The sequence below is a fragment of the Spirosoma radiotolerans genome (assembly GCF_000974425.1).
Lineage (GTDB): Bacteria > Bacteroidota > Bacteroidia > Cytophagales > Spirosomataceae > Spirosoma > Spirosoma radiotolerans.
Map to the genome: position 1 here is coordinate 2,039,879 of NZ_CP010429.1, position 20,201 is coordinate 2,060,079.

Sequence of the window (20,201 nt, forward strand, 5' to 3'; positions counted from 1 at the left end):
GTTAGCAAGAAAATTACTAACCAATACGATCGTTGATTTTTGTTCTTAGTTCAGTTTCATACCCCCTTTAGGAGACGGCGTGGATTTACTTGTCTGTAAATAGGGCGTTTCATGGATCATGTATACGTTTGTAAGTCATCAAAAAACTACTCCAAATTAATGGCTTTGATGCTTGAACGATACTATTTGTCCTTATTCACTCCATACACTCTTCACGGAATTATCAGAGTATCGATCCGGTTCCTGATTACCCAGGGCGATGGGTCAATCTGATCATCGTTCGAGAATAGAGCAATGGGTTGATCATTAGGAAGTAACGGCCCCAACGCTTTAAAAATTACTCTGGTCGATTCGGCTATGGTAGCAAATGGAGCGATTTTAAGGTGCTAGTATTTTGCCTGCTCATTTCCGAAACCAACGCGTTGGTGATTGCCAATCCAGGCAGGCCAAATCGGATTATCAAGTGGGTTATCTTTAAAGGGTTCGTACATTATGGCTGCCGGATTAATGGAATCTGCAAATTGGTGGGACGGTTCCCTTCGGTGTCGAAGCCACGTCCATCGACGTGCCGCGCCCCCCAAAATAGCATATTATTCAAGACGTATAGTAGATCGTATTCTTTAAAGATTTGCCCTTCCGCTAACCCAAATGGCGCAAACGCTTTTCCCTGAATACTTTGCGTACCGTTTACCTCCCAGGTATTGAAATTAGTCCTGGCAAACTGATTCAGTATACTCACAAAACCCGGATGCAATGGCGTTACTTCATACACTTCATCGGCGCTGAAATCGACCTTCTGCGCACCAGCGGCAATCGGATGCTCACCCTGCCACTGTATATGGCCTTTGATGAACAGTTTGGCTAAGGGCAGGTTCCCGTAGGCGTCGGCAAAATTTACAATCTCCAGCGTGAAGGTGTCGTCAGTCTGGTACGTAAATCGTCGGGATAAATAAAAGGGCTTGGCGCTTCCATCCTCGTTTCGCGAAAGACTTGGACGCACTTCAGGGGCAATACTTACCCATTCACCGCCCGCTATCACTTCTTTGATTTGTTTGATTGTCATTGTTTCTGTAATTGAAGACACAAAGCTGTTATCTTCGTCTAAAAGAGGCAAGTAGGTTACTTTATATTACTTAGTACATTTTTTTAGACTAATGGCTAATTTGCGCAAAAACAAGGATTTCAATCCGCACAACTGCCCGGTTGCCCACTGCCTGAATCGAATCGGTGGTCAGTGGAAAGTACTGATCCTGTATGGCATCAGTAAAAACTGTAATCGGTTCAGTAAGCTGCAACGCGCTATTCCTGCCATCAGCAAACAGATGCTCGTCAATCAACTCCGTGAGCTGGAAGAAGACAGCATTATCAAGCGGATTATCTATCCGGAAATACCACCCCGTGTTGAGTACAAACTAACTGATTACGGCGAGTCGCTGATGCCCGTCATTTACGTCATGCAGGACTGGGGAATTCATGCGATGAAAAACAGATAGTTTGATTATAAGGCTTGATTGGTTAATTTACTTATATCGCTTTAACAGTGAAGCATAGGCTACTGACTAGGGTTGACAGATATTAAAACCTTTGTCTCACAAATCGCTCTTCCTTGAGACGATAATACTATCATTGGTCAACACCTTAAAGGGGCATTGTGTAATTCAAGCAGAGAAAGTATAACGGTACCCGAGACTTCGGCAGATAAGCACACCCCTCTTGTAACGATCGGCTAAAAGTAGATCGGGCCAGTTAGAAACCGAACGCCTTAATCACATCTAGCCAGGAAGGGAGTTGCCTATTGTAAGCTACCTCCTGATTATTATGCCTTTGCCTGCGTAGGCAAATGGCCAAAATGGTCCTGATAAACTTTGGTGAAGTAGGATGGCGAACTATACTCTGGGCCGGAGCCGGGCCGCGCTGCGAACGGGTCTGTTTCATCTGTCGTTTAACCGGCTGTCGATTCTGATGGGCCTGTTACTGATTGCACCGTTCACCCAACTGATCCTGTGGGTCTCAGCAGGGGCTACTCCTGAACGACAGCTGGCCAACGCGCCTGTTTTGTTCAATGTGCTGAGCGTGCCGGCGGTTGCTGGGTTTGTTCCTTTCTTGGCCAAGCGGCTGGAACACGGGCTACCGGATCGGGCTGAGCCAGCGACTGCGATTACCGAGTAATGTAATTAGCTAAGTAGGTTAATTCAAAAATACAAACCCAACTGGCCCATTAGTCGGTTATCCTTTAGTACTGACTAAAACAAGCCTTTCCGATGGGTTACATCTTTAAACCGCAGGAATCCATTGCGGAGAATATGAATCGAATTCTTGCCGAAGAAGTCACCGGGGCTCTGGTGGCGTTGGAAAAGCCAGGAGAAATTACGGGAGAGGGGATTCACAGTGTCCGCAAACGAATTAAAAAGATTAGAGCCCTCTTTCGATTAGTCCGCAGTGAACTAAAGGAAAAAGAGTTTAAACGGACCAATGCCTTTTATCGATCCCTTGGCCAGCAGCTATCCTCACTCAGGGATGCTACCGTGATGATTAAAACGCTGGACAAACTTAGGGAGGCTAAGCCAACCAATGTGTCACCCAAGCTGTTCACTACGCTCCATGAAGCGCTGCTTGTTGAGCAAAAGCAAGCAGCCAACGCCTTTTTCAACGGCCCTACTCAGATTGGCCATCTGGCCAACGCGTTTCGAAACGCTTCTCCGCATGTGACAGGTTTTTCTAAATGTTATAATGGCTTTCGAGTCATGGCCCCTAACCTCAAAAAAACATACCGCAGGGCTCGTCAAGCGTTGAAGGTTGTTAGGCATAAACCTAGTATTGATCATTTTCATGAATTACGCAAAGAAGTAAAAACGATTTGGTATCATACCCGATTGTTGCAGCCGATCTGGCCTGATCTGGTAAAGGCCTATGAACACGAGTTTGATCGCTTGGGGGAACTGTTGGGAGATGATCATGATTTTGGCGTGTTGGCCCAAAAAATTGAGTCAGACCAGCTATTAGTCCCTAGGCGGCAAACCAAGGAAGCTATATTGCAGGGGCTACAGGCCCAGCGAACCCAATTGCAGACCCAAATCTATCCGTTGGCCAATCGGTTGTTAGCCGAAAAAGCGAACGAGTTTGTGAAACGGTTCCAACGGCACTGGAAGATTTGGCAGTCGGAAGCTCGATCCGAAACAATCAATCAACGTCAAACGGCTTAACGAAAACAGAATGAGCGTCGAAATCGAACGGAAATATCTGGTTAAAGGCGACGAGTGGAAAAAGTTGGGGGAGGGTCAACTGTACCGTCAAGGTTACCTGAGTCCTCATCCAGAACGCACCGTTCGAATTCGAACGGTGAATGATCGGGGTTATCTAACCATCAAAGGCAAAACTGTGGGGGCCAGCCGATCGGAATATGAGTATCCCATTCCCTACGCCGATGCGCAGGCTATGCTCGATCAGCTGTGCGAGCGGCCCATCATTGAGAAGATGCGCTACCGGATTCCGTATGAAGGGCTGATTTGGGAAGTCGATGAATTTCATGGAGAGAACCTGGGGCTGATCGTGGCCGAAGTTGAACTAAGCGATGAGCAGCAGCAGATCAATCTTCCGGATTGGGTAGACAAAGAAGTAACGGATGAGCCCAGGTATTACAACGCCAACCTGCTGCGCCATCCGTTTTGCCGGTGGGAGGTATCTCACCGGTAAACACTGGCCCCTATAGTTGAGTAGGCTGGTCTTGATTTAACACCCGGCAAACGATTTTCAAACAAAGTCCCTGTTTGTAATAAACTTCATTTGGAATTGCGTTCAAGCTACTCACTTCTTTTTTTGTTCCTACTTGAGACTATATACGCATGGCTTGTTTTTCTTTCAAGAAGAATGTTCTTATGCCTTAGAAGGGAGCGATCAACGAGATGGTTGATTCATAGCTAATTAGCTTCAAGTTTCGCACTTTAACCAGCTCACAGGAGATTACATCGTAGGTTTCTTTATTTCCATCGGTATTATGAATCCTAATCATTTTGCTCAGTTTATTTCTTCTGCTCGCTTCCTGCTGTTGCTCTTCGTTCCTTTTTTCAGCATGTGTAAAAAAGGGGTTGACCCTGAAAATTCAACGATTATCGGCCACGTTTACACCACAGTAGATCAAGCTCCCACCTTCCCAGGAGGGCAAGCCGAGCTAAATAACTTTTTAATGAGGAATCTACGCTATCCCGCCGAAGCACAACGGGCCAAAATTAAAGGCAAAGTAATCGTTGGCTTCGTGGTTACGGATAGGGGTCGGATTGCCAATCCAGAGATTAGACAAAGTGTAGGCGGGGGTTGCGATGAAGAAGCAATTCGTATCGTGAAAGCTATGCCAAACTGGCTACCTGGCCAGCTAAATGGAAAACCCGTAAACGTGCAAACTAGCTTGCCGTTTTCATTCACTTTATTATGATATTCTGCTTGCCTGGCTCGTATGCTAAGGGTTAAGGTTGACAGTTGTTAAACATAACCGTCTCGCAAAATGCTCCAACTTGAGACGATGGCGTATTTATGAATATGTTTCTTAAACAGGGGCGTTTTAGTATTGATCCCACCAGAAGCAAGCAGGTAAAATCGTAGCTCAACCCGTTCTCGTTTTTGATACACTCGTTCGTCCCATCAATCAGAAGACTGACTACTCAGAAGCTGCTTCCATTGACCTTCCAGCTCCGTCAGAGGCTGACTAAAATCCTGCCCATCAAAGGCTTCTGGGGGCAGAAGAATTGCGCGCGGGCCATCCACTACCTGGATCGATAGCAACTCATCGCCCTCTTTTTTGATAGCGTTCAATACCATGAAGGCTAATTCTAAAGACGGGCTACGAAAGGAGAAGCTACGCAGCTCCCCTTGAGTAGTAATACTTGTAAGATATACGAACATGTACGGCAGCTAATTCGCAAAAGCTGACCGTCATGACCGTTCATTCAAAAAGCAGTTGGGAGAGCTAATAATCAAAGTTAATTATTAGTCAAGCTATTACAAAATTAAAACGAGGTGAATATTCCTTATGGTTCCTGTAGGTGGTTATGGTAGAACTACTTACGTAATTTTCTTGTGAACTTTTACAAAATGCCACCATTGGCGCCTTTAACCAACATCCTAAGCTTCTTTTTTATAGAAACACGTTATACCCTCCGGCATGAGATGAAGAAGCGTTCATGCATCTGTTCCAAAAGGGATATATGAAGAAACAGTCTGCCCTTATTTCTGAATCGCTCTATTTCTACTATACGTTTATCCTTTCAGTGCTTCGCGTTAACAGAAAGGCCAAATCCATAGGGGTGTTTAAGCTTATCGGCCCAGAAGTCTTGTCGCCCCCAAACTGGCTGTCAAACTAGGCCAAACGGTGGGGTGGAAGTGACCATCCTGCTCCACGATGGAATACCGTAAACCGGCTTGTTTGGCGTGGGCAAAAAGCCGTTTGTAGTCAATACTACCTTGCCCCACCTCTGTATTAGCCGTTCGATCCTGCTTATCCATATCCTTCACGTGCCAGATAGGAAAACGACCTGGGTACTGCTGGATATACGTCAACGGATCCACATTCATCCGGGCAAACCAGTAGAGTTCCATCTCCATAATCATCAGTTTGGGATCAATCTGTTTGAGAAACAACTCATAGGGCACTACGCCCTCAAAGGTCTCGAAATCATACCCGTGATTGTGATAGCCGAACTGAACCCCGTGTTTTTGACATAACTCTCCTAACCGGGTATACTCCTCCACTGCCCGCTTAGTCGTTTCCAGATTCGTTAGCTCGTTATACGGAACGATCATATACTGGAGCCCCACGGCAGCGGCCTCGGTAATTGAGCGCTCCGCTGTTTTGCCCAGATTGAAATGAGAGGCAAACAGGGTCATTCCCAGGTCGCGGGCTATTTTGGTAAACTCGGCGGGTTTCAACCCAAAATAGATTCCTTTTTCACCCTGATAGGATTCAAGTTGTGTAAAGCCAATGGCAGCCAATTGCTTGAGGGTGCCCACCGGATCCTGGTTCATCCAGTCCCGAACGGTGTAGAGCTGAATGCCAATGGGGTAGTTGTCCTTTGATTGGCCAGAGTAAGCAGGTAGTGCGGTGGCTAGTGCTCCGATTGCCACCAGGAAGTCTCGACGTGAAAGCATGGGGTGAGGTACAGGAAAAGGGTGCTGACGGAGTAAAGCCAGTCAGGGCCTTATTCCTACCCGCAAGATAAACATAAACAGGTGTTGAGGGATGATTCTACCTGGCATTGACAGTTATTAAAAATAATCGTCTCCCTATAAGCTCCTATTTAAGTCGAAGCTATGTGATGATGGCTTGGTGCATCACTAAATAGACCCAATCAGCTAGTCACCGACTACCTCTGGGCGCTACTAGACTTAACATACCCAACCCGATTAAAACTTCTGCCCTTACAGCCAGCCTTTCCGCTTGAACCAGCCATAAATACCCAAGGCGACAACACCCATACTCACCAGCACGGCCGGATAGCCATAACGCCAGCCTAATTCGGGCATGTGCTCGAAGTTCATCCCGTAGATGCCCACAATAAAGGTCAAGGGCAGAAAGAAGGCCGAAAAGACTGTTAGTACCCGCATCACCTCATTGGTCCGCTGGGAAGCCATAGACAAATAGATGTTCAGCAGGTGCGTGGCAGCCTCTTCCAGCTGTTCGTAAATAGTGCGTGCTTTCACATGTAAATCCAACGTATCTTGTAACACCGGAGAAGCGCCCTCACTACGCTGCAAGCAATGGAGAATGTCTTCCGTCAGGGTTAAGATGCGTTTAGCAGATGAAGCTTTGCGCTTCAAATAATAGAGCTGTTGGAGAACCTGCTTGGTCGGCTTTCCCAAGAATAAAGCCGATTCGTGACCATCTAACTCATTCGCTAAAGCCAAACCTGGATCAATGTAACTATTGAGTACCCAGCGAACAATGCGGATGCTTAATTCAGCCGTTGACTGACAATGGCCAGGGGTTACAAAGCGCTTTTTAATTTCGTCCAGCACCGGCTGAGCACTCCGGTGAACGGTAATGATAAAGTCGTTGCTGTAAAAGATGGCGATTTTATTACTGAGCTCCTGAATCGTATCGGCGTCTGTCTCTTTATCGGGGTTATAAATGCGGGTGATTATAAAGCTGACTGGCCCAATCGATTCAAACTTAGGGAGATGGTCGGGCTCCAGGCAGTCTTTAATGACTGTATAATAGAGATCATATTTCTGGGCCACTTGGTCAAGCTCCTCCGGAGATGGATCATTCAGATCCAGCCAAGTAAAGGGGTGATCAATTGGAGTCGCTAATTCTTTCTGCATGGGGTAAGCTTCCAGTTGCCCCTAATAACATGGAATAGGCTAAGCGAGTTGATCATTTAATACAGATTTAACTCAAATAGGTCACCAACTGTCTTATTCCCGACCCTGCCCGGGTCGGGGTAACACGTACTGATCAATTTGGCAAACCGGCATAATCCGTTGGTTGCTCGAGGTAATAAACACTTTGTCTGCTTCAAAAACTTCTGCCAGCGGAATGTCTCGCACTTCGACGGAAAAATACCCTGACATACCGATAAGACATGTTTTTAGGTGATGCCGGGTAAGATACCGCTATGAGCCGTACTAACCGTTTTGTTTTTAACGATAAAGACGTTGCTTCGCGACGACTCGGAGATTAGCCCGTTGGAATAGTATAAATAGTCATCCGCGGCCTGACGCTTTAAGTGAGGCAGCCTCTGGATGAGTGGCAAGTAACTGAGCGTTTTGACCGCCGGAATCTCCCGATGATACTCGTAGGACATTAAAGTTAAACCAAAGGCGGCATCCGAAAAGCCAGGTCCGTGACATGAAGGCGGGTCTCTGCCAGGGGTAGGAGCTCACCATTAAAATAAGCGTATGCGTCCATGTAAATGTACTGTTTAGGATTCGAGTGTTTTCCTAACACTGCATCAGGGTTCAGAAGTACGCTTTCCAATACTGGTCCTATGGCATCAATCGGTTCAATTAGGGAAATGATGAGTCATTTCCCACTATTTCCCGGCCAGGTCGGCAACTCCGTTCGGAAACATGGCTTTGGCCACCTGCGCCATATCCAGTGCCTCACGCAGTAACTTAATCTTACCATTTTCAGCCACTAACCGGCCCATATACGTTTGATGGTAGGGTCGACCGGTTGCCGCTACATGACACCTGACATCGTATTCCCCGAAAGCCTGATTGGGCGTATCGATATGAATCTGAATATTCTCAAACTCAAAACCAGGAAATGTTTTGGGCAGATTTTTCAGGAATTGGTAGAGGACGTCTTTGCCGTGCCATTGCCAGGGCATCCCTAGAGTAGCTAAATAAGGCAACTCAATGGTGGCATCCTCCGCGAAGAGCTCAATTGCCTGGTCAGCATCGTTAATCGAATGAAGGTAGCCGAGCAGCAGTTCTTTTGCGGTTTTTGTTGAATTCATGGTCTTGTTTTGTTTATGGTTGTATTGATAAATGGAGTAATGGCTTAGTTGTACCCACGTGCGCACGCACTCGTTTCTAGAGCGCGGAGCTTAACGTAATACGATTGGATCGACTTATCCAGTGGGGGCATTTCCCATTTCGGTGCAGCCAACTAAGTACCGATTACTGATCGTGCGGTTTTATGACAAGGTACTTTTTGGAGCAGGGCAAGAACCGGTTGAGAAATGAGAAACCGTTTGGCGAAAGCAAGGACAAGCGACGAATGTTACCCGCTCTAGTGCTTTACTGGTTTTTCTTTGTATCCAGAAAAACCAACAGGGACTGAATCTTTCCCGCTTCGAAGGTAAAAATGTCCTGGCCTGTAACCCGTGCCGGATCATCGGGTGGACCGAATTGCCAGTTCACTCGGGCTATGTTATGATGCGATTCGACGGGTGTTCGTTGCGCAAAGCGGTATTCGGGTCGTTTAGCGAGCAGATCGTCAATATAAGCATCGATGTTTGGCAGGCCATTGAACCGGTAATGAGCAATGACCAAGACATCATCGCTGTACAGCTTCTCCATGGCCGCTCTTCGGGTTAACGGGTTGCGGTCGCTCCATACGGTAAAGTGCTCCGCAATTAACGTGTTGATTTCGTCTTCTTCCATGCCGGTTAATCGAGTAAACGTTGTGCTTACTCCGTGTGTTTGACCGCAAAGTTGCGGCTATTGGGTGAGCGCACCCTTGACATTTGTCAAAAAAGAAAGGAACCGCAACATGGGGGTAAAAAGTAGGTAGAAAGCGATTCTGCTGATCGCAGTACCGGTACTTATCGCTTTTTGGCAACTTTGTTCCGCATTCGACTTAGAGTTTCGGCACTGATGCCGAGATAAGACGCAATCATACTTTGCGGTAGGCGGGTATTGAGGCTGGGGTGATTTTTTAAAAAGTGAAGGTATTTTTCTTCAGCACTGTAACTGATAGTGGCATGAATACGTTGCTGAGCGGCTATAAACCCCCGGTGTAGGATCTCGTTGACCATATGGTCAAACAAGGGTATTTTCCCCCGAAGTCGCTCAAAATGTTCTTCTTTGATGATGACTAAGACGGAATCTTCTACCGCGTCGATGTTAAATTGAGATGGCTTGCCCGACACGAGGCTTTGCCGGTCCCCTGTCCACCCGTTCTCTACGGCAAAATTGAGGATATGTTCCGTGCCTTTATCATCGACGGAATAAATGCGTAAACAGCCACTGACCACAAAGACATTCAGTTGCCAGACGTCTCCTTCCTGCAACAGAAATTGTTTCTTTTTAAGCTTTTTGATCTCGCTGTATAACCGAATGTGCTCCAGTTCTTCCTCCCGGATGGCGATTCTGCTTTTTATATAGCTGGCTAATTCGTCAAAAGCCTCTGTATTCATCGAATGACACTTACTAATAAACTTAGTAAAGATACACGAAATAAACCCGTTCCGGAAAGGAGAGGGGCAATCCCAGAACCCATTAATGGCCTTTGCTAGCTCAAGACGACCGCGGGTGAAGGCTTGCACTTTTGCTTGACATGGGTCAAAAAATTACTTGACAAATGTCAACGGCTCCTGGCTGCTCCATCCACCAACTTTGCCGCAACAAAATGTTACTACGATGAAAAAAACAGTTGGCATTCTAGGAGCGGGCAACATCGCCCAGACAATCGCTACGTATCTAATTCGCTCTGGCCATGAGGTTACCTTGAGCAATACCAACGCCGAAAAGCTTTCGGAGGTTGTCCGTTCCCTGGGCACGGGGGCAAAAGCAGGTTCGGTAACCGAAGCGGCCGCTGCTGATATCGTCTTTTTAGCCCTTCCCTGGTTGAGTGTACCCGAGCTGGCTAATCGCATCGATTCATGGGACAATCGGATCGTTGTGGATGCGACCAATCATTTTATCAGTCCTGATTTTCAGGTCGCCGACTTAAACGGGCGAACTTCCACCGACGTGGTCTCGGATTATCTTCCCGGGGCCAGAGTGGTCAAAGCATTCAATACGCTTTACTTTAAGGTTTTAGCACAACCACCACAACAAAATGGGGGCAGACGCGTGCTTTTTCTGTCAGGAAATGATCCGGACGCGAATGCAGTAGTAGCTAGTTTAATTGAGGGGTTTGGTTTTGCAGCCGTCAATTTAGGTCCTCTGTCGGTGGGTGGCCACCTGCAACAAGCTAAAGGCCCTCTTGCTTCCTTAAATAGTATTAAAGTGTAATGTTCAATACTGATTTTATAGGCATATGGATGATAGTAGAGAGTTAATACATTTATGTGTCACATAAAACCCACCTTTTTTGAGATCAAGGAACAGTAGGTTACTGGTTTTTAAACAGCCAAGGGAGGCTGTCTTTCGATCTCGGATACGATTTACCCCAACTCGGATACTTTTTTATCCCCCACGCCCGCCATCTTTGGCTCTGTAAATCTGTAGCTAACAAACGTATGGAAAGCGAGAAAAAAGTAAACGTCTGGTTCATCACGGGTGCCTCCAAGGGAATGGGCTTGGCCCTGGTCAAGTTACTGCTAGCCAAGGGACATGCCGTAGCCGCCACCTCCCGGAATGCCCAGGCACTAAAGCGGCAAATTGACGGCTATGACGCCACCTTTTTGCCCCTGGAGATGGACCTGACCGCCGATGACAGCGTCCGAAACGCCATTCAACAGACAGTAAAAACATTTGGTCGGCTCGATGTGGTGGTCAACAATGCCGGCTTTGCCTACGTGGGCAGCCTGGAAGAGATGACCGATGAGGAGTTTCGCTATGCCCTGGATGTAAACCTGTTTGGTACCGTCAATGTCATTCGAGCGGCTATGCCCTACCTGCGCCAGCAACGCAGCGGGCATATTATCAACATTGCTTCGGCCGGTGGCTACGTAGCCGTGGCCAATCTGGGCAGTTATGCCGCTTCCAAATTTGCCATGGTCGGATTAACCGAATCCCTGGCCGCTGAAATAAAACCGTTTGGTGTCTATGCCACCGTGGTCTTGCCCGGTTCGTTTCGAACCCGCTTTTTAGAAGATGGCTCATTAACTTACGTCAAGACGCCCATTGCCGAATATGGCAGTGACCAAACCTTAGATGGTATGAGCAAACGGGCGGGTAGCCAGCCCGGTGACCCGGATAAGTTAGTCGCTGAACTCGTTAAGTTAGCCGACTACCCGGCCCCACCCGTCCACCTGATTCTGGGCCCGGACAGTTACCGCATGATTATGGATAAACGGGACAAGGATATGGCCGAGTTTGAGGCTTACAAGGAAACAACAATGTCGACCAACCTCGAGCAGGTATTACCTGACCACCAAACACATTAGGGTTAATCCAGTTGCTTTTCGATGAAAGAGCCCGTGCCGTACGCCATCCGCTCCATTACGGAATATCATCAGCTGCTTGGGCTACCTAAGCCCAAGCACCCCCTGTTTTCGGTGATCGATCATCAGGACGTCAAGCAGTATTCGGATGAACGACTGCGGGTCAAAACCTACGCCTTTTACACCATCAGTATGAAGAAGGGGTATGCCGGTAAAATGAAATACGGCCAGACCTACTATGACTTCGATGAAGGCGCGATGGTCTTTCACGGCCCCCGGCAGGTGATTACTTCCGAGCTGACCGATGACATGGCGCTTAGCGGATGGAGCCTGTTAATTCACCCGGACTTTATCCATCCCTATCCACTATTTGCCAAGTGGAAGCAGACTGGTTTTTTCGCCTATACGCTCAGCGAGGCCCTGCACCCCTCCGACGAAGAGATCCAGCTCCTGGAAACCATTCTGGGCACGATTCGTCACGAATACAGGTCGGGTATTGATCGCTTCAGTCAGGACATTCTCATCAGCCAGTTAGAGGTGTTACTCAACTATTGCAACCGGTTTTACCATCGGCAGTTTCTCACCCGCAAAAAGGTCAATCATGATCTGCTGAGCCGACTGGATGCGCTGCTGGACGAGTACTTTACCACGGACCAAGCGTCCTTGCGGGGGGTACCCACGGTCCAGCAGCTTGCCGATCACTTGACCGTGTCAGCCTCCTACCTGAGCGATATGCTCCGGGTGTTAACCGGCCAGAGTGCCCAGCAGCACCTCACCGATCACATCATCGAGCGGGGCAAAGAACTCCTGGCCACGACCTCCCTGTCGGTGGGCGAAATCGCCTTTCGACTCGGGTACGAAAATCCGCAAGGCTTTCATAAGCTGTTTAAGGCCAAAACCCAGCAGACACCGCTGGCCTTCCGGGCCTCGCTCAACTAACCGATTCCCTCATTTGTTTACGCTATGGCAGACCTTACCCTAACCATCAACGGTAAAGCCTACTCCGTTTCAGTCGACGAGCAGACGCCCTTACTATGGGTCATTCGGGATGTGGTGGGCCTGAAAGGCACCAAGTTTGGCTGTGGCCTGGGACTCTGTGGCGCCTGTACGGTCCACCTGAACGACCAGCCCATCCGTTCCTGCCAGATGCCGGTCAACCTGATCCACGAGGGGCAAAAAATTACGACCATTGAAGGCCTGAGCAAAACGGGCGATCACCCTGTGCAAAAAGCCTGGGTGGAACATCAGGTACCCCAATGTGGCTATTGTCAATCCGGGCAGATTATGTCCGCGGTGGCCTTGTTGAAAGAAAATCCCGCGCCAACCGATGCCAACATTGACGCGGCTATGGGTGGCAATATCTGCCGATGTGGCACCTACGGGCGCATCCGGCAGGCTATTCACGCGGCTGCTTCGGCCGTGCACCAGGCGAAGAAGGCCGCTACACCAGCTCCCGCCAAAAAGCAAGGTTCATTACACTAATCTTAGCCCATATGACTTCCCAACATCTTTCCCGGCGAGCGTTTATTCGTCGTACGACGGTATCGGGAGCCGCCTTATGGCTTGGTCTATCAACAGAAGGGCCGTCGGTACTTATCGCCCAGACGAATGCAGTACCCTTCTCACCCGTAAACTTTAGCCCCTATCTTCAGATCGACTCCGCGGGCATGATTACCCTGTTTAATCCCAAACCTGAACTGGGGCAGGGCACGTTTCAGTCCTTACCCGCATTAATTTGTGAGGAACTGGAGGTGCCATTGGATCAGGTCAACATTGTCCATGCCAACGGCGAGAAAATCTTTGGCGATAGTCAATTTTCGGCGGGCAGCATGTCGGTAAAATCCTTGTATACCGTTCTGCGAACCGTTGGCGCTGCGGCCAGCCAGATGCTGCTGACAGCGGCCAGCCAGCGGTGGGCCGTTTCGATTGAAACCTGTTACGCGCAGCACGGAAGGGTCGTTCATCGGCCAACGGGTCGGCAGCTCACCTACGGTGAGCTGGCTGGGGAAGCTTCCCGGTTGGCTGTTCCTCAAACGCCCCCCCTAAAAGATCCCGGTACATTTACGCTAATCGGCAAATCCGTACCCAGACCCGATGTGCCAGCCAAAACGAGGGGAGAGACCGTATTTGGCATCGATATCGACTTACCTGGGATGCTTTATGCATCCATTGAACGTTGTCCGGTAATCGGCGGTAAATTGATGAACGTTGACGCGAGCAAAGCCCTGGAGATGCCGGGTGTAGAAGGCGTTTTTCCCGTCAAACGCAGTCTGGGCCGGTATGACTATATGGGCGTCGGCGTTGTTGCCCGATCGTATTGGGCCGCCTTACAGGCTCGCAAAGCGCTAATGATCGACTGGGATATTCAGGGATTGAACACCTTTACCAGCACAGAGTTTGAGAACACCCTGCGCGCCCTGAAAACTCAACCCGGTCTGGCGATCAACCCCGTGGGCGATTTCGAAACAACTTACGCCCAGGCTCCCCGGCAGCTGGAAGCGTTTTATGAAACGCCCATGGTTGCCCATTCACCCATGGAGCCCATGAACTGCGTGGCCCGCTGGTCAGGTGAGCAGGTCGAAATCTGGGTGTCAACCCAGGTACCGGGTGCACTGACCGGCAGTGGTCCTTCGTTTATGGTCGATTTGCCCAAAACCCTGGGTATCCCGGCCGAAAACATCACCCTGCATACCCAGTTTTGTGGCGGGGGCTTTGGCCGCCGGTTATACCTGGATTTTATCGTGGAAGCCATTGAGCTAGCCAAGCTGACGGGGAAAGCCGTCAAATCCGTCTGGACCAGGGAAGACACGACCCAGCAGGGACCTTATCGGCCCATGACGTTTTCAGCGATGAAAGCGGGGCTATCAACCGAGGGGAAGGTCCTGGCTTTTCAGCACACGATTATTGCTCCTTCCATTGCCGAATCGCTGAGTAGTGCCTTTGATCCCACAAAACTGGACGGCCGCATGAGTGAGGGCGTCAGTGATCAGGCCTATGAGATAGGGGCCATGAAGAATACCTACGTGCGGGCGGATACGCATATTCCACTGGGTTCGTGGCGATCGGTGACCTCCTCGACCACTGCTTTTGCTCACGAGTGTTTTATCGATGAGCTGGCGCATCAGGCTGGGAAAGACCCGCTGGCATTTCGCCTGGCCATGCTGACCAAAGCCTCGGATACCAAACGGATGCTGCTCAAACTTCAAGACGTTTCGGACTGGAGCAAGCCGCTTCCAGCCGGAAGAGCCCGGGGTGTGGCTCAGTGGGCATTTTTTGCGGGTCTGTGCGGGCAAGTCGTCGAGGTATCCCGTCAGCCGGATGGCCAGATAAAGGTTGACAAGGTGGTGGCTGTCATTGATCTGGGTACAGTTGTTCATCCCGACAACGTAAAAAATCAGGTGGAAGGCGCGATTGTCATGGCCCTGACGGCGGCTACCAAACCCGGGATTACCTTCGTGGGCGGGAAGGTAGTGCAAAGCAATTTTCATGATAGTCCCGTCCTGCGGATGAACGAGATGCCTCGCATCGAGGTGCATATCCTGGCGGATGGCGGTCCCATGAAAGGCGTAGGGGAGCCCGGTTTACCCCCACTGGCGCCAGCGCTGGGCAATGCCTTATTTGCCTTGACGGGCAAACGGCTTCGTCAGCTTCCCATTGACCTAGCCAGCATGGGCTAAACCGTCTAATCGACCAGCCATTTTGTTGGTTCCAATCATTCGATTGCCATGAACGTATTAGTAACAGGTGTATCCGGTTTTCTGGGTTCGCATACGACCATCCAACTACTGGAAAAAGGGTATCAGGTGGTAGGTACCCTACGGGACATAAGGCGCGCCAACGACATACGGGCCATCATTGGCCAACACACGAAAAACATCAATCAGCTGACGTTTGCAGAAGCGGATCTGACCGATCCGGCGGTATGGGATGAGCTGGTAGAGGGAGCTGACTTTGTGCAGCATATTGCCTCCCCCTTCCCGCATGGTGAACCAGCTCATGAAGCGGATGTCATCATGCCCGCGAAAGAAGGTACGCTAGCCATTCTCAAAGCCGCTTCGAAGCATCAGCTAAAACGGGTCGTGCTGACATCGGCTATTGGTGCATCATTCTACGGTAAGCCAAAGGGCCAACAGAGCGGTGTATTCGATGAAATGGTTTGGACCGATGAAACGAACCGGGCGGATACGACAGCGTATTACCGGAGTAAAACCATCGCGGAAAAAGCCGCCTGGGCGTTTATGGAGCAGGATACCAGTGGGTTGGAACTAACGACGGTGTTACCTGGCGCGCTGCTAGGACCCGTGTTGGAGAAAGATTATGGCCATACCCCTGAAATCATCTTGAACTTGCTGAAAGGTAGTGTACCTGCCATTCCCGGGGTGGGGTTTGATTTAGCTGATGTGCGTTCAGTAGCCGATTTGCTTCTTCGAGCAATGGAGTTCCCCCAGGCCGCTGGCCAACGATTTCTGGGCACAGCTGGTTACCTTTCGTTTCGACAAATCGCAGCACTATTAAAAGAAAACTACCCAGACCGAAAAATTCCTACCGGTACTGTTCCCAACTGGCTACTACGGCTTTTAGGCCGGTTTGATCCATCGTTAGCGGCAGTCATTGTTGATCTGGACAAGGTACGCCAGGGAGACAGCACCAAAGCCAGGCAGTTGCTCAATTGGCAACCCATTGACAGTAGAGAAGCGGTGTTATCCTGTGCAGAAAGTATGTTTCGAGTCGGACTTATGCCAAAATAAAGCGTCTGGTTCCCGGGCTTTAATTTGGCATATACCATATAAATAAGTAATTCTTAACAAACCCTCCCGATTGAGACAGAGAAGTGGCTATGAACAAGCACTGTAATGGAGTATTTGACTGGCCGACCTGTGTCACTACCAGTCAACGACAATTTGTCATTTCTAAAGAGGAATTACAGGCGAATTTCGTCTCTCGCATTGACCAGACCTTATTGCTATGGCGGAAAAAAGAGAACGTGACAATTCAATAATCGCACGGCAACCGCCAGCCGTCGGCAACTCGAGTGGCTCACGCAAACCACGTTGGTTCTGGCCACTTTAATTTGACGACGTATACTTAGCTAAAATTACAGTAACCGGCAAGCTGTCCAGCGTGTGTCATGATTTTGAGACAATTCGACAATCATAACACGCGCTGGACAGCTTACTTAAGGCATAACTCACCGTTGTTGAAACCACGCAGCTGTAGCCCTAATACCCTCTTCATAGGAAGTCGGGGTATAATTAAACGCCCGTTCGAATTTGGAGGAATCAAACTGAAAAGCAAACTCGTCCTGATAATTCATCTCGTAGGCTTCCTTCATAAACGGATTGAACCAACCAATGACCTTCAGCACCCATTTGGGCAACACAAACAGCTTGTTGGATGTGTTCATGGCACGAGCCGACAGCTGGACAAACTCACGGCCGGTCAGGGCGGGTTGAGGAGTAGGTAAGTGCCAAATCTGACCAACGGCCTCGCCACGGGTGGCCAGCAAGTATAAAGCCTCTGCCGCGTCGGGCGTGTAATTGAACGAGCGGGGTACGTTGGCGTTGATAGGCCACTGCGCTCGGTTGCCTTTTTTCAGGTTGCTGAAAACGTAGATGCCGGGGGCGCTGTTGTCGGTCACGCCCGGCCCGTAAAAGTCCACCGCGCGCGCAATAAGGGCCTGAACCCTACCCGCCTGCATCGCCTGCTGAAGCATCGTTGCCACCTCAGCGCGTACTTTACCTTTTCGACTGCTTGGGCGATAGGGCGTTTCTTCCGTAATTGGCCCATTCACCCGGCCATACATATATACGTCGTCAAAAAAAATGAGTTTAGCGTTCGTGGCCTGGCAGGCGGCTATGGTGTTCTGCATAATGACGGGCCAATCACGCTGCCAGACATCGGCGTTGTATTCGATGCCAATAAGCAGATACACGACGTCTGAACCGGCAACGGCTTGGATCAGTTCGTCGCGGTTGAGCGCACTGGCCGCTGCGGTTTCGGCCCCGGCAACAGCTTTGGGTTTGCGGGAAACCAGTCGGATGGTCTGCTGATTAGCTTGCAGAACGGGGATCAGGGCATTGGCGATGGTGCCATTGGCACCGATAAGTGTATGTAAGGCCATCTGTAAAATTTGTTTGATTGATGGGCCAAAGTTCGGTTGCTGGCTACGGGCAGGCTTGTACGAAAACGAAATACATAGATTGTATATGAAGGAAAACACTCAGACAATAGCGCAAACCTTTGTGGCGCCTGAACGGCTGACGGAGGTATTCAGGCATATCTATTACATGAAGCATCCTAGTGAAGCTGCCCGGCAGCAACTTCAGTTGTTTCCCCATTACGAGATGATGCTGGTGTTTAATTTTGGGCCGTCCCTATCGGTTTCCGTCGCCGATGATACCTCGCTGGTGGAGCGGGTGGCCGTACTGGGGCCATTAGACCGTGTATTAACTTACGAATTGTTGCCAGACGCGGAGGTTATGGTCGTCGTATTTACCCTGAACGGGTTTTACCGGCTGCTGGGCAAACCAATTCACACGCTACGAACCGAAACGGAAAACCAGGTGGCCGTTCCACTAACCGAACCAACGTACCTGGACTTGTGGGAAAATCTGGCTCAACTACCATCCATTGCCGACCGGGCCGAGTTACTAATGACTTATATCCAGGTGCATGTGGCCCCTGAGGACACGGCTGCGTTGCTCAATGAGGTTTCGCTATTCGCTAATCTGGCGATTGATCCGGTCAAGACCATTGCCAAAAATCGTCACCTATCACCCCGGTCGGTCCAACTCCGGCTACAAACTATTGTGGGCTTTTCCGCTAAAGAGATGGCCCGATTTATTCGGTTCAAAAACGTGATCGCTCAACTGGTAAAGGAGCACCCTACACTACCTGATTGGGCCGATCTGGTGGTCCTGCATGGCTACCACGATCAGCCCCACCTCATTCGGGATTTTCAGCGCTACCTGGGTCTCAGTCCGACCGACTTTGTCAAGCAATTGGCCGAGCAACCCATCTGTATTACGCAGCCCGGTAAGCACTATTGAATACTGTATGCGACGGATGGCGTTGGACAGATAGTGAAAATCAATGTCTCTTTAAATCCTCCAATGCAGGACAGGTAGGCATGCCAGGAGTTGGCCTCTGTCTGGGCTTTACTAGAAATGCGGTCCCAGACAAGAGGATTTGTAAGTAGGTTAACCTACGACGCTTCTTTTCTAACAGATCGGTTATCGCTACATATGCGCTCTTTGGCCCTGAAGATCTGGATTGGATTAAGCATCAGTCTAAGCTTGCTTACCTGTGTGGATCCTATCGATGCCCCTATCGATAGTTCGCTCAATGTCTTAATTGTGGAGGCCACTCTGACTGATAAAGCCGAGCCCCAACTTATTCGACTTACGCGCTCCCAAGCTGACCGGCTCACGGGCCGATTCGGCACTGTGCCCATTACCAAAGCCACCGTGCAGATACTTGTGGATTCGGCACAGGTTGTCAGGGCCGAAGAAACCACTGATGGTCGCTATCAGCTGCCGGCTGACTTCAGGGCCAACGTCGATCATGTGTATCAACTTCAGTTCACCCTCTCAGATGGTACCCACTATCAATCAACCCCGGAACCATTACTGCCAGTGGCTCCAATCGGTCAGCTACGTGCCCAGTTTAATCCTGCTAGTTTAACTTCCACCGAACGATTGAATAATACTTATTCGGCTGCTCATGATTTCTACGTGGACTTTACCGATCCGGCCCATCAAGCCAATTATTACCGCTGGGACTGGATTGATTGGGAAAGTCAGCCCTGGTGCCGCACCTGCAGCCAGGGACTCTACCAGGTCCGGGATGCGCAAGGGGCCCTACTGGAAGACTGTGTGCCGGCAAATTCCAATTTTTTCACCGCTACCTTTGATTACCCGTGTCGAACGCTCTGTTGGGAGATTCTCTATAGTCATGACTTAATGCTATTCCAGGATGCCTATACCAATGGCCAGTCGGTTAAAAGCCTGCTGGTGGGCCGGGTACCTCTGTATTCAACCGATCCCTGCTTAGTGGAGATTCGACAAAGTTCGCTAACCAAACAGGCCTACGAATACGTCAATCAGTTGGATCAGCAGACCCAGCACTCAGGCGGAGTGGCGGCTGGTCAGCCTGCACTGTTAGTGGGCAATGTGAGGAATGTGGCGAAGCCCAATGAGGTGGTGGTGGGTTATTTCACCGTGTCCAGCGTCTCCTCGGTTCGGTATTGGTTAAGCCGAAGCGATGCGAGCAGTATAGCTCCTGGCTTATTTGAGGCACTCAACGGCCGAGGTCCGGTCGATGAACCGGCATCGAATCTGGCTGGACGTCCGCCAACGGCGGTGTGTGTGGCTAGTGATAGCCGCACCCCGAATAAACCCCAAGGTTGGCGAGATTAATCTATAACGAATTTTC

Annotated in this window: 22 protein-coding genes; 13 read left to right on the forward strand and 9 right to left on the reverse strand. The window is 49.7% G+C overall.

The window, feature by feature from the left end:
- Positions 1–490: 490 nt before the first annotated feature.
- Positions 491–1,063 carry a hypothetical protein gene (locus SD10_RS08125; protein WP_046573347.1) on the reverse strand — a complete coding sequence of 191 codons (573 nt, stop codon included), beginning with the start codon at positions 1,061–1,063 and terminating at the stop codon, positions 491–493.
- A 91-nt stretch (positions 1,064–1,154) separates the two neighbouring features.
- Here SD10_RS08125 and SD10_RS08130 point away from each other — a divergent pair, with 91 nt between their 5' ends.
- The 5 genes from SD10_RS08130 (at position 1,155) to SD10_RS08150 (ending at position 4,429) form a co-directional block, all read left to right on the forward strand.
- Complete coding sequence (locus SD10_RS08130) at positions 1,155–1,493, forward strand: winged helix-turn-helix transcriptional regulator (RefSeq protein WP_046573348.1); 339 nt, start codon at positions 1,155–1,157, stop codon at positions 1,491–1,493.
- Between the two features lie 385 nt (positions 1,494–1,878).
- Positions 1,879–2,169, forward strand: coding sequence for a hypothetical protein (locus SD10_RS08135; protein WP_046573349.1), 291 nt, complete (start codon positions 1,879–1,881; stop codon positions 2,167–2,169).
- A 92-nt stretch (positions 2,170–2,261) separates the two neighbouring features.
- A complete protein-coding gene (locus SD10_RS08140) occupies positions 2,262–3,203 on the forward strand; it encodes a CHAD domain-containing protein (RefSeq protein WP_046573350.1) in 942 nt (313 codons plus the stop codon).
- A 10-nt stretch (positions 3,204–3,213) separates the two neighbouring features.
- Positions 3,214–3,693 carry a CYTH domain-containing protein gene (locus SD10_RS08145; protein WP_046573351.1) on the forward strand — a complete coding sequence of 160 codons (480 nt, stop codon included), beginning with the start codon at positions 3,214–3,216 and terminating at the stop codon, positions 3,691–3,693.
- A 301-nt stretch (positions 3,694–3,994) separates the two neighbouring features.
- Positions 3,995–4,429, forward strand: a complete 435-nt coding sequence (locus SD10_RS08150) for an energy transducer TonB (RefSeq protein ID WP_052731125.1) — start codon at positions 3,995–3,997, stop codon at positions 4,427–4,429.
- Between the two features lie 206 nt (positions 4,430–4,635).
- Here SD10_RS08150 and SD10_RS29625 read toward each other — a convergent pair whose 3' ends face one another.
- The 7 genes from SD10_RS29625 to SD10_RS08185 all read right to left on the reverse strand — a co-directional run bounded on the left by SD10_RS29625 (position 4,636) and on the right by SD10_RS08185 (position 9,854).
- Positions 4,636–4,806, reverse strand: a complete 171-nt coding sequence (locus tag SD10_RS29625; protein WP_227699174.1) for a hypothetical protein — start codon at positions 4,804–4,806, stop codon at positions 4,636–4,638.
- Positions 4,807–5,307: 501 nt separating this feature from the next.
- On the reverse strand, positions 5,308–6,138 hold the full coding sequence (locus SD10_RS08160; protein WP_046573353.1) for a sugar phosphate isomerase/epimerase family protein: 831 nt from the start codon (positions 6,136–6,138) through the stop codon (positions 5,308–5,310).
- Between the two features lie 270 nt (positions 6,139–6,408).
- Positions 6,409–7,311, reverse strand: coding sequence for a magnesium transporter CorA family protein (locus SD10_RS08165; protein ID WP_046573354.1), 903 nt, complete (start codon positions 7,309–7,311; stop codon positions 6,409–6,411).
- 266 nt (positions 7,312–7,577) lie between these two features.
- Positions 7,578–7,793: an aminotransferase class IV gene (locus tag SD10_RS28655; RefSeq protein ID WP_052731126.1), complete on the reverse strand. Its 216-nt coding sequence runs from the start codon at positions 7,791–7,793 to the stop codon at positions 7,578–7,580.
- A 228-nt stretch (positions 7,794–8,021) separates the two neighbouring features.
- Positions 8,022–8,450: a nuclear transport factor 2 family protein gene (locus SD10_RS08175; RefSeq protein WP_046573355.1), complete on the reverse strand. Its 429-nt coding sequence runs from the start codon at positions 8,448–8,450 to the stop codon at positions 8,022–8,024.
- 283 nt (positions 8,451–8,733) lie between these two features.
- Positions 8,734–9,099, reverse strand: coding sequence for a nuclear transport factor 2 family protein (locus SD10_RS08180; protein WP_046573356.1), 366 nt, complete (start codon positions 9,097–9,099; stop codon positions 8,734–8,736).
- A gap of 161 nt (positions 9,100–9,260) precedes the next feature.
- Positions 9,261–9,854 (reverse strand): Crp/Fnr family transcriptional regulator, encoded by a 594-nt coding sequence (locus tag SD10_RS08185; protein WP_046573357.1) that lies wholly within the window; start codon positions 9,852–9,854, stop codon positions 9,261–9,263.
- Positions 9,855–10,077: 223 nt separating this feature from the next.
- Here SD10_RS08185 and SD10_RS08190 point away from each other — a divergent pair, with 223 nt between their 5' ends.
- From SD10_RS08190 to SD10_RS08215, 6 genes are all read left to right on the forward strand, one after another.
- Entirely contained in the window at positions 10,078–10,674 is a 597-nt protein-coding gene (locus SD10_RS08190) for an NADPH-dependent F420 reductase (protein ID WP_046573358.1), read from the forward strand.
- Between the two features lie 227 nt (positions 10,675–10,901).
- The gene (locus SD10_RS08195) at positions 10,902–11,771 is read left to right on the forward strand and encodes an SDR family NAD(P)-dependent oxidoreductase (RefSeq protein ID WP_046573359.1); all 870 of its coding nucleotides are present in this window, start codon (positions 10,902–10,904) and stop codon (positions 11,769–11,771) included.
- 21 nt (positions 11,772–11,792) lie between these two features.
- Positions 11,793–12,707, forward strand: coding sequence for a helix-turn-helix domain-containing protein (locus tag SD10_RS08200; protein WP_046573360.1), 915 nt, complete (start codon positions 11,793–11,795; stop codon positions 12,705–12,707).
- Between the two features lie 24 nt (positions 12,708–12,731).
- Positions 12,732–13,250 carry a (2Fe-2S)-binding protein gene (locus tag SD10_RS08205; protein WP_046573361.1) on the forward strand — a complete coding sequence of 173 codons (519 nt, stop codon included), beginning with the start codon at positions 12,732–12,734 and terminating at the stop codon, positions 13,248–13,250.
- Between the two features lie 11 nt (positions 13,251–13,261).
- Entirely contained in the window at positions 13,262–15,445 is a 2,184-nt protein-coding gene (locus SD10_RS08210; protein ID WP_046573362.1) for a xanthine dehydrogenase family protein molybdopterin-binding subunit, read from the forward strand.
- Between the two features lie 48 nt (positions 15,446–15,493).
- On the forward strand, positions 15,494–16,516 hold the full coding sequence (locus tag SD10_RS08215) for an SDR family oxidoreductase (RefSeq protein ID WP_046573363.1): 1,023 nt from the start codon (positions 15,494–15,496) through the stop codon (positions 16,514–16,516).
- A gap of 440 nt (positions 16,517–16,956) precedes the next feature.
- On the opposite strand, the gene SD10_RS08220 is transcribed toward SD10_RS08215, so the two are convergent.
- The gene (locus SD10_RS08220; RefSeq protein ID WP_046573364.1) at positions 16,957–17,889 is read right to left on the reverse strand and encodes an NAD-dependent epimerase/dehydratase family protein; all 933 of its coding nucleotides are present in this window, start codon (positions 17,887–17,889) and stop codon (positions 16,957–16,959) included.
- An 85-nt stretch (positions 17,890–17,974) separates the two neighbouring features.
- Between SD10_RS08220 and SD10_RS08225 the strand changes: the two genes are divergently transcribed.
- Positions 17,975–18,817 (forward strand): helix-turn-helix domain-containing protein, encoded by an 843-nt coding sequence (locus SD10_RS08225; protein WP_046573365.1) that lies wholly within the window; start codon positions 17,975–17,977, stop codon positions 18,815–18,817.
- 258 nt (positions 18,818–19,075) lie between these two features.
- Positions 19,076–20,185 carry a DUF4249 domain-containing protein gene (locus tag SD10_RS08230; RefSeq protein WP_227699175.1) on the forward strand — a complete coding sequence of 370 codons (1,110 nt, stop codon included), beginning with the start codon at positions 19,076–19,078 and terminating at the stop codon, positions 20,183–20,185.
- The last annotated feature ends 16 nt before the right edge of the window (positions 20,186–20,201 follow it).

Bases quoted from the DNA above. Each gene is read 5' to 3' on its own strand.
- SD10_RS08125 (WP_046573347.1), bottom strand. From the start codon at position 1,063: ATGACAATCAAACAAATCAAAGAAGTGATAGCGGGCGGTGAATGGGTA.
- SD10_RS08130 (WP_046573348.1), top strand. From the start codon at position 1,155: ATGGCTAATTTGCGCAAAAACAAGGATTTCAATCCGCACAACTGCCCG.
- SD10_RS08135 (WP_046573349.1), top strand. From the start codon at position 1,879: ATGGCGAACTATACTCTGGGCCGGAGCCGGGCCGCGCTGCGAACGGGT.
- SD10_RS08140 (WP_046573350.1), top strand. From the start codon at position 2,262: ATGGGTTACATCTTTAAACCGCAGGAATCCATTGCGGAGAATATGAAT.
- SD10_RS08145 (WP_046573351.1), top strand. From the start codon at position 3,214: ATGAGCGTCGAAATCGAACGGAAATATCTGGTTAAAGGCGACGAGTGG.
- SD10_RS08150 (WP_052731125.1), top strand. From the start codon at position 3,995: ATGAATCCTAATCATTTTGCTCAGTTTATTTCTTCTGCTCGCTTCCTG.
- SD10_RS08160 (WP_046573353.1), bottom strand. From the start codon at position 6,138: ATGCTTTCACGTCGAGACTTCCTGGTGGCAATCGGAGCACTAGCCACC.
- SD10_RS08165 (WP_046573354.1), bottom strand. From the start codon at position 7,311: ATGCAGAAAGAATTAGCGACTCCAATTGATCACCCCTTTACTTGGCTG.
- SD10_RS28655 (WP_052731126.1), bottom strand. From the start codon at position 7,793: ATGTCCTACGAGTATCATCGGGAGATTCCGGCGGTCAAAACGCTCAGT.
- SD10_RS08175 (WP_046573355.1), bottom strand. From the start codon at position 8,450: ATGAATTCAACAAAAACCGCAAAAGAACTGCTGCTCGGCTACCTTCAT.
- SD10_RS08180 (WP_046573356.1), bottom strand. From the start codon at position 9,099: ATGGAAGAAGACGAAATCAACACGTTAATTGCGGAGCACTTTACCGTA.
- SD10_RS08185 (WP_046573357.1), bottom strand. From the start codon at position 9,854: ATGAATACAGAGGCTTTTGACGAATTAGCCAGCTATATAAAAAGCAGA.
- SD10_RS08190 (WP_046573358.1), top strand. From the start codon at position 10,078: ATGAAAAAAACAGTTGGCATTCTAGGAGCGGGCAACATCGCCCAGACA.
- SD10_RS08195 (WP_046573359.1), top strand. From the start codon at position 10,902: ATGGAAAGCGAGAAAAAAGTAAACGTCTGGTTCATCACGGGTGCCTCC.
- SD10_RS08200 (WP_046573360.1), top strand. From the start codon at position 11,793: ATGAAAGAGCCCGTGCCGTACGCCATCCGCTCCATTACGGAATATCAT.
- SD10_RS08205 (WP_046573361.1), top strand. From the start codon at position 12,732: ATGGCAGACCTTACCCTAACCATCAACGGTAAAGCCTACTCCGTTTCA.
- SD10_RS08210 (WP_046573362.1), top strand. From the start codon at position 13,262: ATGACTTCCCAACATCTTTCCCGGCGAGCGTTTATTCGTCGTACGACG.
- SD10_RS08215 (WP_046573363.1), top strand. From the start codon at position 15,494: ATGAACGTATTAGTAACAGGTGTATCCGGTTTTCTGGGTTCGCATACG.
- SD10_RS08220 (WP_046573364.1), bottom strand. From the start codon at position 17,889: ATGGCCTTACATACACTTATCGGTGCCAATGGCACCATCGCCAATGCC.
- SD10_RS08225 (WP_046573365.1), top strand. From the start codon at position 17,975: ATGAAGGAAAACACTCAGACAATAGCGCAAACCTTTGTGGCGCCTGAA.